Genomic DNA, 13033 nt, shown 5'->3' with positions numbered 1-13033 from the left:
ATTGCGATTGCGGCGGTGGACGGGGCGGGCCGCGTAGGTGAAGCGTCGTCCACCCTACGGCTACGTTTCGAGGTCGGCCGCATATCCTGTGGGGGGGCGCCATGCGCCCGATTCGCGGGCATGGCCCGCTCCCAGGATCATGACCAAGCTATCAGCTCTATTGCTAAGGCGATTTTCGAAGTTTCGTTTGTCCTCACCAGGTCACGGTCCACGACCCCGTGCCCCGGTGGGGATGGGCGACCTAAAATGACGAATCATTTGGTTACAGATGGGGTCGGAGTAGGGATCGTTCCGTTTCCTACCAGTGAGTATCCACAATGACTACTGATACCAGCACGGCGTACGAAGCCCCCAACTACAGCCCGGAAGAGCGCCGCAAGCGCATCTTCGCCATCGTTGGTGCCTCGTCGGGCAACCTGGTCGAATGGTTCGACTTTTACGTGTATGCCTTCTGCGCGATCTACTTCGCGCCGGCCTTTTTTCCTTCCGACGACCCCACCGTGCAGTTGCTCAATACCGCTGGCGTTTTCGCTGCCGGCTTTCTGATGCGGCCAATCGGCGGCTGGGTATTTGGCCGTGTGGCGGACAAATACGGCCGCAAGGTCTCGATGATGATCTCGGTGCTGATGATGTGCCTGGGCTCGTTGGCCATCGCCTGCCTGCCCACCTACAGCAGCATCGGCACCCTGGCGCCTGCGCTGCTGTTGCTGGCGCGGCTGTTCCAGGGCCTGTCGGTGGGTGGCGAGTATGGCACCACCGCCACCTACATGAGCGAAGTGGCGCTCAAGGGCCAACGCGGCTTTTACGCCTCGTTCCAGTACGTCACCCTGATTGGCGGCCAGTTGCTGGCCGTGCTGGTGGTGGTGATCCTGCAGCAGGCGCTCAGTGAAGACGAGCTGCGGGCCTGGGGCTGGCGCATCCCATTCGTGATCGGCGCCATGGCGGCAGTGGTGGCTTTCTATCTGCGTCGCTCGCTGGACGAAACCGCCAAGCAAGACCAGATCGGCAACAAGGAATCGGGCAGCGTCGCCTACCTGTTCAAGCACCACAAGGCCGCGTTCTTCACCGTGCTGGGCTACACCGCCGGTGGCTCGCTGATCTTCTACACCTTTACCACCTACATGCAGAAGTACCTGGTCAACTCGGCCGGCATGAGCGCCAAGACCGCCAGCGGCATCATGACCGGCGCACTGTTCCTGTTCATGCTCATGCAGCCGCTGTTCGGTGCGCTGTCCGACCGTATCGGGCGCCGCGCCTCGATGCTCTGGTTCGGCGCCCTCGGTGCGATCTGCACCTGGCCGATCCTGGCCTTGCTGCACACCGTGCAGAGCCCGGTGATGGCCTTTCTGCTGATCATCGCGGCGCTGGCCATCGTCAGCCTGTATACCTCGATCAGCGGTCTGGTGAAGGCCGAGATGTTCCCGCCGGAGGTGCGCGCCCTGGGCGTCGGCCTGGCTTACGCGGTGGCCAACGCATTGTTCGGCGGCTCGGCGGAATACGTTGCCCTGGGACTGAAATCTATCGGCATGGAACAGACCTTCTACTGGTATGTATCAGGCATGATGGTGCTGGCCTTTCTGGTCAGCCTGCGCCTGCCGCGCCAGGCCAGCTACCTGCACCACGATCATTGACCACGGAGTGTCCGCTGTATGAGTTCCAGGCCCGCTAGCCAGCTGTTCGATGCCTACTTCACCAGTGCGCCGATGCGCGAGGTGTTCAGCGACCAGGGGCGTGTGCAAGGCATGCTCGACTTCGAGGCAGCGCTGGCCCGGGCCGAAGCGGCAGCGGGCGTGATTCCGCATGCGGTTGTGGCCGATATTCAGGCCGCCTGCCGCGCTGAACTCTATGACTTCGAGGCTTTGGCCATCGCCATCGGCAGTGCCGGCAACTCGGCGATTCCGCTGGTCAAGGCCCTCGGCAAACGCATCGCGGCGAGCAACCCCGAGGCCGAGCGCTACGTGCATCTGGGCGCCACCAGCCAGGACGCCATGGACAGCGGCCTGGTGCTGCAGCTGCGCACCGCCATCGAACTGTTGGAGCGTGACCTCGAGACCTTGAGCCGGCAACTGGCCGAGCAGGCCCAGCGCCATGCGGCAACGCCGATGGCCGGGCGTACCTGGCTGCAGCATGCCACGCCGGTGACCCTGGGCATGAAGATCGCCGGCTGGCTGGGCGCCATCGATCGTCATCGTCAGCGCCTCGACGAAATCAAACCGCGCCTGCTGTGCCTGCAGTTCGGCGGCGCCTCTGGCAGCCTGGCGGCGCTCGGCGACAAGGCCTGGGCGGTGGCCGGCGCACTGGCCGCCGAACTGGACCTGCAACTGCCCGAGCAGCCCTGGCACACCCAGCGTGATCGCCTGGTCGAGTTCGCCAGCCTGCTCGGCCTGATCGCCGGCAGTCTCGGCAAGCTGGGCCGCGACCTGAGCCTATTGATGCAGACCGAAGCCGGCGAGCTGTTCGAGCCCTCGGCGCCGGGCAAGGGCGGCTCCTCGACCATGCCGCACAAGCGCAACCCGGTGGGCGCGGCGGTGTTGATCGGCGCCGCCACCCGCGCGCCCGGGCTGGTCGCCACCATGTTCGCGGCCATGCCCCAGGAGCACGAGCGCAGCCTGGGGTTGTGGCACGCCGAGTGGGAGACGCTGCCGGAGCTTTGCTGCCTAGTCTCCGGCGCCCTGCAGCAGGCGCTGATCCTGGTGCCGGGCCTGGAAGTGGACGCCGAGCGCATGGCCACCAACCTCGAATTGACCCGCGGCCTGGTGCTGGCCGAGGCGGTGAGCATCGCCCTGGCGCAACGCATCGGTCGTGACGCTGCCCACCATCTGGTCGAGCAATGCTGCAAGCAGGCGGTGAAGGAGGGTGCACACTTGCGCGCCGTGCTCGGCGCCAACGCCGAGGTCAGCGCCCAACTGTCCGCCGATGAGCTGGACCGCCTGCTCGATCCGGCCCATTACCTGGGCCAGGCGCAGCGCTGGGTCGACCGCGCCGTAGCCCTGCACCGCAGCGCGAATCACTGAACCGTTTTCCCGTTAGGAGATTGTCATGCCTGTCGTTTCCCTCGCCGATGGCGACCTGAACTACCTGCTCGAAGGCCCGGCCGACGCCCCGGTGCTGGTGCTGTCCAACTCCCTGGGCACCAACCTGCATATGTGGGATGCGCAGATTGCGGCGTTCACTAAATACTTCCGGGTGCTGCGTTATGACACCCGTGGCCACGGTCAGTCGCTGGTCACGCCCGGCTTCTACAGCATCGAGCAGAACGGCCGCGACGTTCTGGCACTGCTCGATGCCCTGAACATCGACAAGGCGCATTTCTGCGGTCTGTCCATGGGCGGCCTGATTGGCCAGTGGCTGGCGATCAACGCGCCTTCTCGCGTGGATCGCCTGGTGCTGTGCAACACCGCCGCCAAGATCGGCAATGATGAGGTGTGGAACACCCGTATCGACACGGTGCTCAAGGGCGGCGAGAAGGCCATGCGCGATCTGCGTGATGCCTCCATCGAGCGCTGGTTCACCCCGGCGTTCGCCAAGGCCGAACCGGGCAAGGTCGAGCCCATCGTTACCATGCTGGCGCAGACCTCGCCACAAGGCTATGCCGGCAATTGCGCAGCGGTGCGCGATGCCGATTACCGCGAGCAGATCGCTGCCATCAATGCGCCGACCCTGATCGTTTGCGGCACCGGTGATGCGGTGACCACACCGGAGCACGGCCGCTTCATGCAGGAGCGCATTGCCGGCGCCGAGCTGGTCGAGTTCGATGCTGCGCACTTGTCCAACGTGCAGGCTGGTGAGCTGTTCACCGGGCGCGTGCTGAGCTTTCTGCAAACCAATTGAGCGAGCTTTGCGTGGGCGTCGTTTGACGCCCGCGCCCTGAAGAGAAATGGAGCCACCGATGGACGAGAAACAACGCTACGACGCCGGCATGCAAGTACGCCGCGCCGTGCTGGGCGATGCCCACGTCGACCGCAGCCTGGAAAAACTGACGCCGTTCAACGAGGAATTCCAGGAGATGATCACCCGTCATGCCTGGGGCGATATCTGGACGCGCCCGGGCCTGCCGCGCCACACCCGCAGTCTGATCACCATCGCCATGCTGATCGGCATGAACCGCGAGGGTGAATTGAAGCTGCACCTCAAGGCCGCCAAGAACAACGGCGTGACCCGCGAGGAAATCAAGGAAGTGATCATGCAGAGCGCGATCTACTGCGGTATTCCGGCTGCCAACGCCACCTTCCACCTGGCCGAAGAGCTGTGGGACGAAGTCGGCGTCGAGTCACTGAACAAGGCCTGACGTCGCAACGATCTGCAGAGCCCCGCCCAAGCGGGGCTTTTTATTGCCCGACGATCACTCGCTCTGACTGGCGCCCGCCGCATGCCGGGCCGCAACGTAGCCGAAGGTCAGTGCCGGGCCCAGGTTGATGCCGCCGGAGGGGTAATGGCCGCCGAACACGCTGGCCATGTCGCTGCCGGCGGCATAGAGGCCGGGGATCGGCTGGCCATCGGCATCCAGCACCCGGGCGCTGCCGTCGGTCTTGAGCCCGGCGAAGGTGCCGAAACAGCCGGGCTGCACCTTCACCGCGTAGAACGGGCCATGCTCGATGGGCGCCACGCAGGGGTTGGCGCCAGGGTGCAGCGGGTCGCCCTGCTTGCGGTTGAAGGCGGTGCTGCCGCGCCCGAACTGTGGGTCTTCGCCATTGCGGGCATGTTGGTTGAACGTGGCCACTGTGCTCGCCAGGCCCTCCGGGTCGATGCCGCAGTCGAGGGCCAACTGCTCGATGGTCGCCGCACGTTGCAGATAGCCGCTACGCAGCACTGGCCATAGCGGCACGGGCGCCGGGCGGGCGAAGCCCAGACCGTAGCGGCGCTGGAAACGGTGATCGCAGATCAGCCAGGAACACACCGGCTGGTCCTCGGGCACCTGTTCGACCATCGCCGCCACGTAGTCGTAATAGCCGTGGGCTTCATTGACGAAGCGCTTGCCGTTGGCCAGTACGCCGATGATGCCAGGCTTGCCGCGCTCGATGATGTGCGGGAAGTGGCCGATGCTGCCGTCGCGGTGTGGCACCCGGGACACCGGTGCCCAGGCTACCGGCGATTTCAGCCGGGTATCGACCTGGGCACCCAGCGCTTCGCCCAGGCGCAGGCCATCGCCGGAGCAGGCGGTTGGCGGCAGGGCCAGATTGTCTGCGCCGCTGGCATCGCGGGGAAACAGCTGCTGGCGCCGCCGCGGATCGTTGGGGAAACCGCCGGCCGCCAGCACCACGGCACGGGCACCGATGAAGTGCTCGCCGTCCGCACGGCGCAACGTGGCGCCGCTGATACGACCATCTTGCTGATGCAGGCTGATCACCGGTGCCGACTCGATCATCGTCACGCCCAGGTCGGCGGCCGAGCGGGCCAGCCGGGCGACCAGCGCAACGCCGTTAACCAGGTGCATGGCGCGGCCATAACGGGCCAGGTGATAGAGGTGGGTGGCGAAGCGACGGGTCACGTGCCACAGCGCTCTCGGTGAGCGGGTCATGCTCAGGAAGGCGGCCAGGTCGGCGCCGGCCATGATCGGCATGCCCATGAACGAGGTTTCGCGCAGCGTCCTGCGCAGGCGCGGCAGCAGGTCGAGTACTTCGCGGCCGTCATAGGGCGCGGCGATCACCTGATGGCCACCTGTGGCGGCGCCGGGCGTGTCGCCATGCATGTCGGGAATGCCGTTGCCGTCGGCGAACTGCAGGGCGGTGTGCCGTTCGAAGAACGCCACCATCTGCGGGCAGTCGTCGAGAAAGGCCCTGACCCGCGCTTCGTCAAAATGCTCGCCCAGCTCGTGGCGCAGATAGGTGAGCGGCTGCTCGATGTCTTCCTGGATGCCGGCGCGCTGCGCCAGCGGGTTGCGCGGAACCCAGGCCCAACCACCGGACCAGGCGGTGGCGCCGCCGAACACGGCGTCCTTTTCCACCAGCACGACGCGCTGGCCATGCCACGCGGCAGTCACCGCGGCAGCCAGCCCGGCGGCACCCGAGCCGACCACCAGCAGGTCGCAGTGTTGAGGAAGCGGAGTGGTGGTGGCGGCGGGCATGGGCGCTCCTGGTAGCTTATGATTTTTTTTGGAATCGAGTTCCATATATTAAATGGAGCCCTGATCGCCGCCAAGCGCAGGGCCCGCGCTTGATGTTTACCCGGGCTGACCCCATCTGAAGGGCTGTAACCCTCTCGCCATCAGCCTTCGAGCCCATCATGAAATCGCTTTTGTCCGGTCGCCAGCGCGGTGCCCTGCGCACATCCTGGGCGTTTATCGCCCCTTATCGCGGTCGCGTGGTCGGTGCGCTGCTGGCGCTGCTGTTCACCGCCGCCATTACCTTGTCCATGGGGCAGGGCATCAAGCTGCTGGTCGATCAGGGCCTGGCCACTCAGTCGCCGGAAGCGCTGCGCCATTCGATCCTGCTGTTCTTCGTGCTGGTGCTGGCCCTGGCGGTGGGGACCTACACGCGCTTCTACCTGGTTTCCTGGCTGGGCGAGCGGGTGGTGGCGGACATCCGCAAGCGCGTGTTCGATCATCTGGTCGGCCTGCACCCCGGCTTCTACGCCCACAACCGCGCCTCGGAGATCCAGTCGCGGCTGACCGCCGATACCACCTTGCTGCAGTCGGTGATCGGCTCGTCGCTGTCGATGGCGCTGCGCAACCTGATCATGCTGGTCGGCGGCATGATCCTGCTGGTGGTCACCAATCCCAAGCTCAGCGCCATCGTGCTCGCCGCGCTGCCGCTGGTGGTGGCGCCGATCCTGCTGTTCGGCCGCCGTGTGCGTGAGCTGTCGCGGCAGAGCCAGGATCGCATCGCCGATGTCGGCAGCTACGTCAGCGAAGTGCTCGGGCAGATCAAGACAGTGCAGGCCTACAACCATCAGGCCGAAGACCGCCGGCGATTCGGCCTGTCCGCCGAGGCGGCGTTCGACACTGCCCGCAAGCGCGTCGCCCAGCGCGCCTGGCTGATCACCGTGGTGATCGTGCTGGTGCTCGGCGCCGTGGGCGTGATGCTCTGGGTCGGCGGCATGGACGTGATCGCCGGGCGCATCAGTGGCGGCGAGCTGGCGGCATTCGTGTTCTACAGCCTGATCGTCGGCTCGTCGTTCGGCACCCTCAGTGAGGTGATCGGCGAGTTGCAACGCGCCGCGGGCGCTGCCGAGCGCATCAGCGAACTGCTCAGTGCGCGCAACGAAATCCATGCGCCGCTCGACGGCGCGCTGGTTCCGGTCCGGCCCGCGGAGGGCCGTATCGAGGTGCAGGATTTGTCCTTCGCCTACCCGACGCGCCCCGACAGCCTGGCGTTACAAGACATCACGCTGGCGGTGGATCCGGGCGAAACCCTGGCCATCGTCGGCCCGTCCGGCGCGGGCAAGTCGACGCTGTTCGACCTGCTGCTGCGCTTCTACGACCCGCTACAGGGGCGCATCCTGATCGACGGCCTGCCCATCGAGCGCCTCGACCCGCACGCCCTGCGCGAGAACTTCGCGCTGGTTTCCCAGCACCCGGCGCTGTTCTTCGGCAGCGTAGCCGACAACATCCGCTACGGGCATCCGGACGCCGGCGATGCCGACGTGGAAGCCGCCGCCCGCGCGGCCCATGCCCATGAATTCATCGCGCGCTTGCCCCAGGGTTATCAGACCCATCTCGGCGATGCCGGCCTGGGGCTTTCAGGCGGCCAACGGCAGCGCCTGGCGATTGCCCGCGCCTTGCTGGTGGATGCCCCGATTCTGCTGCTCGACGAAGCCACCAGCGCCCTGGATGCCGAGAGCGAACACCTGATCCAGCAGGCGCTGCCGGAGCTGATGCGTGGCCGCACCACCCTGGTGATCGCCCACCGCCTGGCCACGGTGAAGAGCGCCGACCGCATCGCGGTCTTCGATCATGGACGGTTGGTGGCACTGGGTAAACACGCCGAACTGGTCGCCAGCAACCCGCTGTATGCGCGGTTGGCCGAGTTGCAGTTCGTCGAAAAGAGTTAAGGGGTAGGGCGCTAGTATTGGCGTTGGCTGTGAGGTGGGTCGGTGAAGCGTGACCCACCCTATGGGCTGTCGGCGTGCGGTGGTTCTGTGGGAGCGCGCCATGCGCGCGATTCACGGGCATGGCCCGTTCCCACATGCAAGCCTGCGATCAGCTCGTGATGTTTGTTACACCGCGAGCAAATACATCTCAGCCGCTAACCAGGCTCAGAAACTCGCTGCGGGTGGCGGCGTTCTCGCGAAATTCACCGAGCATCACCGAGGTGACCATGGAGGAGTTCTGCTTCTCCACGCCGCGCATCATCATGCACATGTGCTTGGCTTCGATGACCACCGCCACGCCCAGAGCGCCGGTGACCTGCTGGACGGCTTCGGCGATCTGTCGGCTCAGGCTTTCCTGGATCTGCAGGCGGCGGGCGTACATGTCGACGATGCGCGCGACCTTGGACAGGCCCAGCACCTTGCCGTTGGGAATGTAGGCAACGTGGGCCTTGCCGATGAAGGGCAGCAGGTGGTGCTCGCACAGCGAATACAGCTCGATATCCTTGACCACCACCATCTCGCTGGCGTCGGAGCTAAACAGCGCACCGTTGGTAACTTCTTCCAGGGTCTTCTGGTAGCCATTGCACAGGTACTGCATGGCCTTGGCGGCGCGCTTGGGCGTGTCGAGCAGGCCTTCGCGGGAAACGTCTTCGCCGAGCTGGCCGAGGATGGCGGTGTAATGCTGTTCGAGGGTGTTGCGGCTAGAGTCCATGCGGCTTCCAGTGGTTTGCGGATATCGATTAGCGGCTGCCTGGCGCCAACGCCAGCACGTTTGGCGCGGGGTCAAGCTTGGCCTAGTGGGCGAGGCGGGCAGCAATTGTAATCCGCTCGCAGCGATTTACCGAGCCTTTATGCCGCTCGGTGCCTCGCTGCATCTGTCAGAACCTGTTCAAAGCCTCGCGAGCTAGAGCAATGCAAGGCGAAAACAGGCGAGGACGCGGAGTTTACGAGCTGTAAATGAGCAGTCCGAGCCTGTTTTTAACGCCGCAGTGCCGACGCGCAGCAGGCTTTGAACAGGTTCTCAGCGCAGGTTCATTTGGCGGCGTTAGCTGCCAGGCAGGTGTCGAGCATGCGGTTGGAGAAGCCCCATTCGTTGTCGTACCAGGCCAGCACTTTCACCAGGCGGCCATTCACCTTGGTGTGGTTAGCGTCGAAGATCGACGACAGCGGATTGTGGTTGAAGTCGCACGACACCAGCGGCAGGGTGTTGTAACCCAGTACAGGGGATTTCTCGGCAGCAGCCTTCATCAGTGCGTTGATTTCCTCGGCGCTGGTGTCGCGTTGCACCTGAATGGTCAGGTCGACCAGCGACACGTTGATCACCGGCACGCGCACCGCCATGCCGGTCAGGCGCCCGGCCAGTTCCGGCAGCACCAGGCCCACCGCTTCGGCAGCGCCGGTCTTGGTCGGGATCATCGATTGGGTGGCCGAGCGCGCCCGGAACAGGTCGCTGTGATACACGTCGGAGAGGTTCTGGTCGTTGGTGTAGGCGTGGATGGTCGTCATCAGCCCACTTTCGATGCCCAGCTCGCGCTGCAGCACCTGGGCCACCGGCGCCAGGCAGTTGGTGGTGCAGGAGGCATTGGAGATGATCGGCTGGTCGGCGCGCAGGCTGCCTTCGTTGACGCCGTAGACGATGGTCGCATCGGCGCCCTTGGCTGGCGCGGAGATGATCACCTTGCGGGCGCCGGCGCTCAGGTGGGCGGCTGCCTTGTCGCGATCGGTGAAAAGGCCGGTGCATTCGAACACCACGTCGACGTCCAGATCCTTCCAGGGCAGCTCGGCAGGATTACGGATCGCGCTGACGGCGATGCGGTCACCATTGACGAGCAGGTTTTGTCCATCGACTTCGACGGACGCGTCGAAAATGCCGTGTACGCTGTCGTACTTGAGCAGATGAGCGTTGATGGCGCTGTCGCCCAGGTCATTGATGGCGACGACTTGCAGCTTTTCGCGATAGTTCTGGGTATAGAGTGCCCGGAGCACGTTACGGCCGATACGACCGAAACCATTGATGGCAATTCGCAATGTCATGAGCGTCGATCCTTATATGTTGTTTTAAAAACAAGATTATTCTCATGAAAGTAGAAATCAAGCGTTTTAGCTGTCAATATTTTGATAAAAATACAATTCGAAGTGCTACCTGTTAGCCCGGAGTCGACACCATGCACCCCCGCATTCTCGAGGTAACCGACCGCCTTATCGCCCGCAGCCGCGCCACCCGCGAGCGTTACCTGGCGCAGATGGCCGCTGCCGACAGCCAGGGCCCGCACCGCGGCGCGCTGCAATGTGCCAACTTCGCCCATGGCGTGGCCGGTTGCGGCTCGGCCGAAGACAAGCAGCGCCTGCGGCTGATGAACGAGGCCAACGTCGGCATCGTCACCGCCTATAACGACATGCTGTCCGCCCACCAGCCTTATGAACACTATCCGGAACTGATCAAACAGGCCCTGCGCCAGGTCGGCTCGGTGGGCCAGGTGGCCGGCGGCGTACCGGCGATGTGCGACGGCGTGACCCAGGGTGAACCGGGCATGGAACTGAGCCTGGCCAGCCGCGAGGTGATCGCCATGTCTACCGCCGTGGCGCTGTCGCACAACATGTTCGATGCGGCGATGCTGCTGGGCATCTGCGACAAGATCGTCCCGGGTCTGATGATCGGCGCCCTGCGTTTCGGCCACCTGCCGATGATCTTCGTGCCGGGCGGGCCGATGCCTTCGGGCATTCCCAACAAGGAAAAGGCCGAGGTTCGCCAGCTTTATGCCGAAGGTAAGGCGACCCGCGAGCAACTGCTCGAATCGGAGATGAAGTCCTACCACAGCCCCGGTACCTGCACCTTCTACGGCACCGCCAACACCAATCAGGTGGTGATGGAAATCATGGGCCTGCATCTGCCGGGCTCGTCGTTCGTCAACCCGTACACACCGCTGCGTGACGCGTTGACCGCCGAGGCCGCCCACCAGGTGGTGCGTCTCACGCGGCAAGGCGGCGAATACACGCCGCTGTGCCGGATCATCGACGAGAAAGCCATCGTCAACTCGGTGGTGGCGCTCAACGCCACCGGCGGTTCGACCAATCACACGCTGCACATCCCGGCCTTCGCCCGCGCCGCCGGCATCCAGCTGACCTGGCAGGACATGGCCGACCTGTCCGCCGTCACCCCGACCCTGGCCAAGGTCTACCCCAACGGCCAGGCTGACGTGAACCACTTCCATGCCTGCGGCGGCGTGCCCTTCATGGTGCGCACGCTGCTCGAAGCCGGCCTGCTGCACGAGGATGTCTATACCGTCGCCGGCCAGGGTCTGTCGCGCTATACCCAGGAGCCGTTCCTCGATGGCGAGCGCCTGGTCTGGCGCCAGGGCCCCGAGCAGAGCCTGGATCGCAACATCCTGCGCAGCGTGCCGGAAGCCTTTTCTCCCGAGGGCGGATTGCGGGTGCTGACCGGCAACCTCGGTAACGGCGTGGCCAAGGTGTCGGCCGTGGCGCCGGAGCATCAGGTGGTCGAAGCGCCGGCCCGCGTGTTCGAAACCCAGGTCGAGCTGGCCGAAGCCTTCAAGGCCGGTGAGCTGGAGCGCGATTTCGTCGCCGTGGTGCGCTTCCAGGGGCCGAAGGCCAATGGCATGCCCGAGCTGCACAAACTCACGCCGTACCTGGGCATTCTCCAGGATCGCGGCTTCAAGGTGGCGCTGGTTACCGATGGGCGGATGTCCGGCGCGTCGGGCAAGGTGCCGGCGGCCATTCACGTCAGCCCCGAGGCCTGGGATGGAGGCCCGCTGGCGCGGGTGCGCGACGGCGATCTGATTCGCGTCGATGGCGTGACCGGGCACCTGCAGGTGCTGGTCGACGACATCGCCTGGAACGCCCGCGAGATCGCGCCGCGCCCGCAAGGCACCGGCGTCGGTTGTGGCCGCGAGCTGTTCGCCTTCATGCGCGCCGCATTCAGTCCCGCGGAAGAGGGCGCCAGCGCCTTCACCGCCGAACTGGATTCGCTGCGATGAGCCTGGCGCTGGTTGGCGACATCGGCGGCACCAATGCACGTTTCGCCCTGTGGCGTGATGGCGGCCTGCACGGGGTGCGGGTATCGGCGACTGCCGATCACGCCACTGTCGAACAGGCCATCGTCGCCTACCTGGCCGCCGAAGGTCTGGCGCTCGGCCAAGTGCAAACCATCTGCCTGGCCTGCGCCGGGCCGGTGGAAATCGATCCGTTCCGCTTCACCAACAACGCCTGGCGCATCGACCGCCAGGCGTTCTGCGCCGAGCTGCAGGTGCGCGAGCTGCTGCTGATCAACGATTTTTCCGCCATGGCCCTAGGCATGACCTGCCTGCAGGACGACGAGTACGTCACCGTCTGCCCGGGTGTGGCGCAGCCGGGGCGCCCGGCCGTGGTGATCGGTGCCGGCACCGGTCTGGGCGTCGGCACCTTGCTGAGCCTGCCCGATGGCAGCTGGCACGCCTTGCCGGGCGAGGGTGGCCATGTCGACCTGCCGGTGGGCAGCAATCGCGAGGCGTTGATCTGGCAGGCGCTGCATCGCCAGCTCGGCCACGTCAGCGCCGAGGCTGGTGCGCTCAGCGGCAACGGGCTGCTGGCCTTGTACCGCGCCACCTGCGCAGTGGATGGTCAGCAGGCTTCGCTGCAGAGCGCCGCTCAGGTCACCCGCGCGGCGCTGGAAGGCGAACCGCTGGCGGTTGGCGTGCTGGAGCAGTTCTGCTGCCTGCTGGGCCGCGTCGCCGGCAATAATGTGCTGACCGTAGGCGGGCGCGGCGGCGTGTATATCGCCGGCGGTATGGTGCCGCGCTTCGCCGATTTCTTCATGGCCAGCGGTTTCTCCCGTAGCCTGCGCGACAAGGGTTGCATGAGCGATTACTTCGACGGCCTGCCGGTATGGCTGGTAACCGCGCCTTATCCGGGGCTGGTCGGCGCGGGCGTGGCGGTGGAGCAGCACCTGCACAGGAACTAGCAACCCGAACGCTCTGTCTAGCATCGCCAATAACAACAAGGATTATCG

At 65.3% G+C, this 13033-nt stretch carries 10 protein-coding genes; 7 read left to right on the top strand and 3 right to left on the bottom strand.

Features of this window, described 5'->3' with window-relative positions; translation table 11 throughout:
* The first annotated feature begins 317 nt into the window (after positions 1 to 317).
* Genes FB481_RS08645 through pcaC form a run of 4 tightly spaced genes read left to right on the top strand, consistent with a single transcriptional unit; the run spans position 318 to position 4288 of the window.
* Positions 318 to 1631 carry an MFS family transporter gene (locus FB481_RS08645; RefSeq protein ID WP_093506897.1) on the top strand — a complete coding sequence of 438 codons (1314 nt, stop codon included), beginning with the start codon at positions 318 to 320 and terminating at the stop codon, positions 1629 to 1631.
* A gap of 18 nt (positions 1632 to 1649) precedes the next feature.
* Positions 1650 to 3014, top strand: coding sequence for a 3-carboxy-cis,cis-muconate cycloisomerase (locus tag FB481_RS08640; RefSeq protein WP_147176002.1), 1365 nt, complete (start codon positions 1650 to 1652; stop codon positions 3012 to 3014).
* A 25-nt stretch (positions 3015 to 3039) separates the two neighbouring features.
* The gene (gene pcaD, locus FB481_RS08635; RefSeq protein ID WP_027910638.1) at positions 3040 to 3831 is read left to right on the top strand and encodes a 3-oxoadipate enol-lactonase; all 792 of its coding nucleotides are present in this window, start codon (positions 3040 to 3042) and stop codon (positions 3829 to 3831) included.
* A gap of 58 nt (positions 3832 to 3889) precedes the next feature.
* Complete coding sequence (gene pcaC, locus FB481_RS08630) at positions 3890 to 4288, top strand: 4-carboxymuconolactone decarboxylase (protein WP_027910639.1); 399 nt, start codon at positions 3890 to 3892, stop codon at positions 4286 to 4288.
* Positions 4289 to 4342: 54 nt separating this feature from the next.
* Here pcaC and FB481_RS08625 read toward each other — a convergent pair whose 3' ends face one another.
* Positions 4343 to 6064, bottom strand: a complete 1722-nt coding sequence (locus tag FB481_RS08625) for an FAD-dependent oxidoreductase (RefSeq protein WP_147176001.1) — start codon at positions 6062 to 6064, stop codon at positions 4343 to 4345.
* 158 nt (positions 6065 to 6222) lie between these two features.
* On the opposite strand from FB481_RS08625, the gene FB481_RS08620 reads away from it, so the two are divergent.
* Positions 6223 to 7989 (top strand): ABC transporter transmembrane domain-containing protein, encoded by a 1767-nt coding sequence (locus tag FB481_RS08620; protein WP_147175999.1) that lies wholly within the window; start codon positions 6223 to 6225, stop codon positions 7987 to 7989.
* Positions 7990 to 8176: 187 nt separating this feature from the next.
* Here the strand turns inward: FB481_RS08620 and folE are convergent, their stop codons facing one another.
* Both folE and gap read right to left on the bottom strand, forming a co-directional pair.
* Complete coding sequence (gene folE / locus FB481_RS08615; RefSeq protein WP_013791158.1) at positions 8177 to 8740, bottom strand: GTP cyclohydrolase I FolE; 564 nt, start codon at positions 8738 to 8740, stop codon at positions 8177 to 8179.
* Between the two features lie 320 nt (positions 8741 to 9060).
* Complete coding sequence (gap, locus tag FB481_RS08610) at positions 9061 to 10062, bottom strand: type I glyceraldehyde-3-phosphate dehydrogenase (protein ID WP_013791159.1); 1002 nt, start codon at positions 10060 to 10062, stop codon at positions 9061 to 9063.
* Positions 10063 to 10193: 131 nt separating this feature from the next.
* Here gap and edd point away from each other — a divergent pair, with 131 nt between their 5' ends.
* Both edd and FB481_RS08600 read left to right on the top strand, forming a co-directional pair.
* Entirely contained in the window at positions 10194 to 12023 is a 1830-nt protein-coding gene (edd, locus tag FB481_RS08605) for a phosphogluconate dehydratase (RefSeq protein WP_027910643.1), read from the top strand.
* Entirely contained in the window at positions 12020 to 12985 is a 966-nt protein-coding gene (locus FB481_RS08600; protein WP_147175997.1) for a glucokinase, read from the top strand. The genes edd and FB481_RS08600 overlap by 4 nt, the downstream gene beginning before the upstream one ends.
* Positions 12986 to 13033: the final 48 nt, after the last annotated feature.

This window comes from Pseudomonas sp. AG1028 (assembly GCF_007993955.1).
Lineage (GTDB): Bacteria > Pseudomonadota > Gammaproteobacteria > Pseudomonadales > Pseudomonadaceae > Aquipseudomonas > Aquipseudomonas straminea.
The sequence above is the reverse complement of the archived record's forward strand: the minus strand, read 5'-3'. Positions and strand labels throughout refer to the sequence as shown.

Coding starts and splice junctions, on each gene's coding strand:
- FB481_RS08645 (WP_093506897.1), top strand. CDS start 318: ATGACTACTGATACCAGCACGGCGTACGAAGCCCCCAACTACAGCCCG.
- FB481_RS08640 (WP_147176002.1), top strand. CDS start 1,650: ATGAGTTCCAGGCCCGCTAGCCAGCTGTTCGATGCCTACTTCACCAGT.
- pcaD (WP_027910638.1), top strand. CDS start 3,040: ATGCCTGTCGTTTCCCTCGCCGATGGCGACCTGAACTACCTGCTCGAA.
- pcaC (WP_027910639.1), top strand. CDS start 3,890: ATGGACGAGAAACAACGCTACGACGCCGGCATGCAAGTACGCCGCGCC.
- FB481_RS08625 (WP_147176001.1), bottom strand. CDS start 6,064: ATGCCCGCCGCCACCACCACTCCGCTTCCTCAACACTGCGACCTGCTG.
- FB481_RS08620 (WP_147175999.1), top strand. CDS start 6,223: ATGAAATCGCTTTTGTCCGGTCGCCAGCGCGGTGCCCTGCGCACATCC.
- folE (WP_013791158.1), bottom strand. CDS start 8,740: ATGGACTCTAGCCGCAACACCCTCGAACAGCATTACACCGCCATCCTC.
- gap (WP_013791159.1), bottom strand. CDS start 10,062: ATGACATTGCGAATTGCCATCAATGGTTTCGGTCGTATCGGCCGTAAC.
- edd (WP_027910643.1), top strand. CDS start 10,194: ATGCACCCCCGCATTCTCGAGGTAACCGACCGCCTTATCGCCCGCAGC.
- FB481_RS08600 (WP_147175997.1), top strand. CDS start 12,020: ATGAGCCTGGCGCTGGTTGGCGACATCGGCGGCACCAATGCACGTTTC.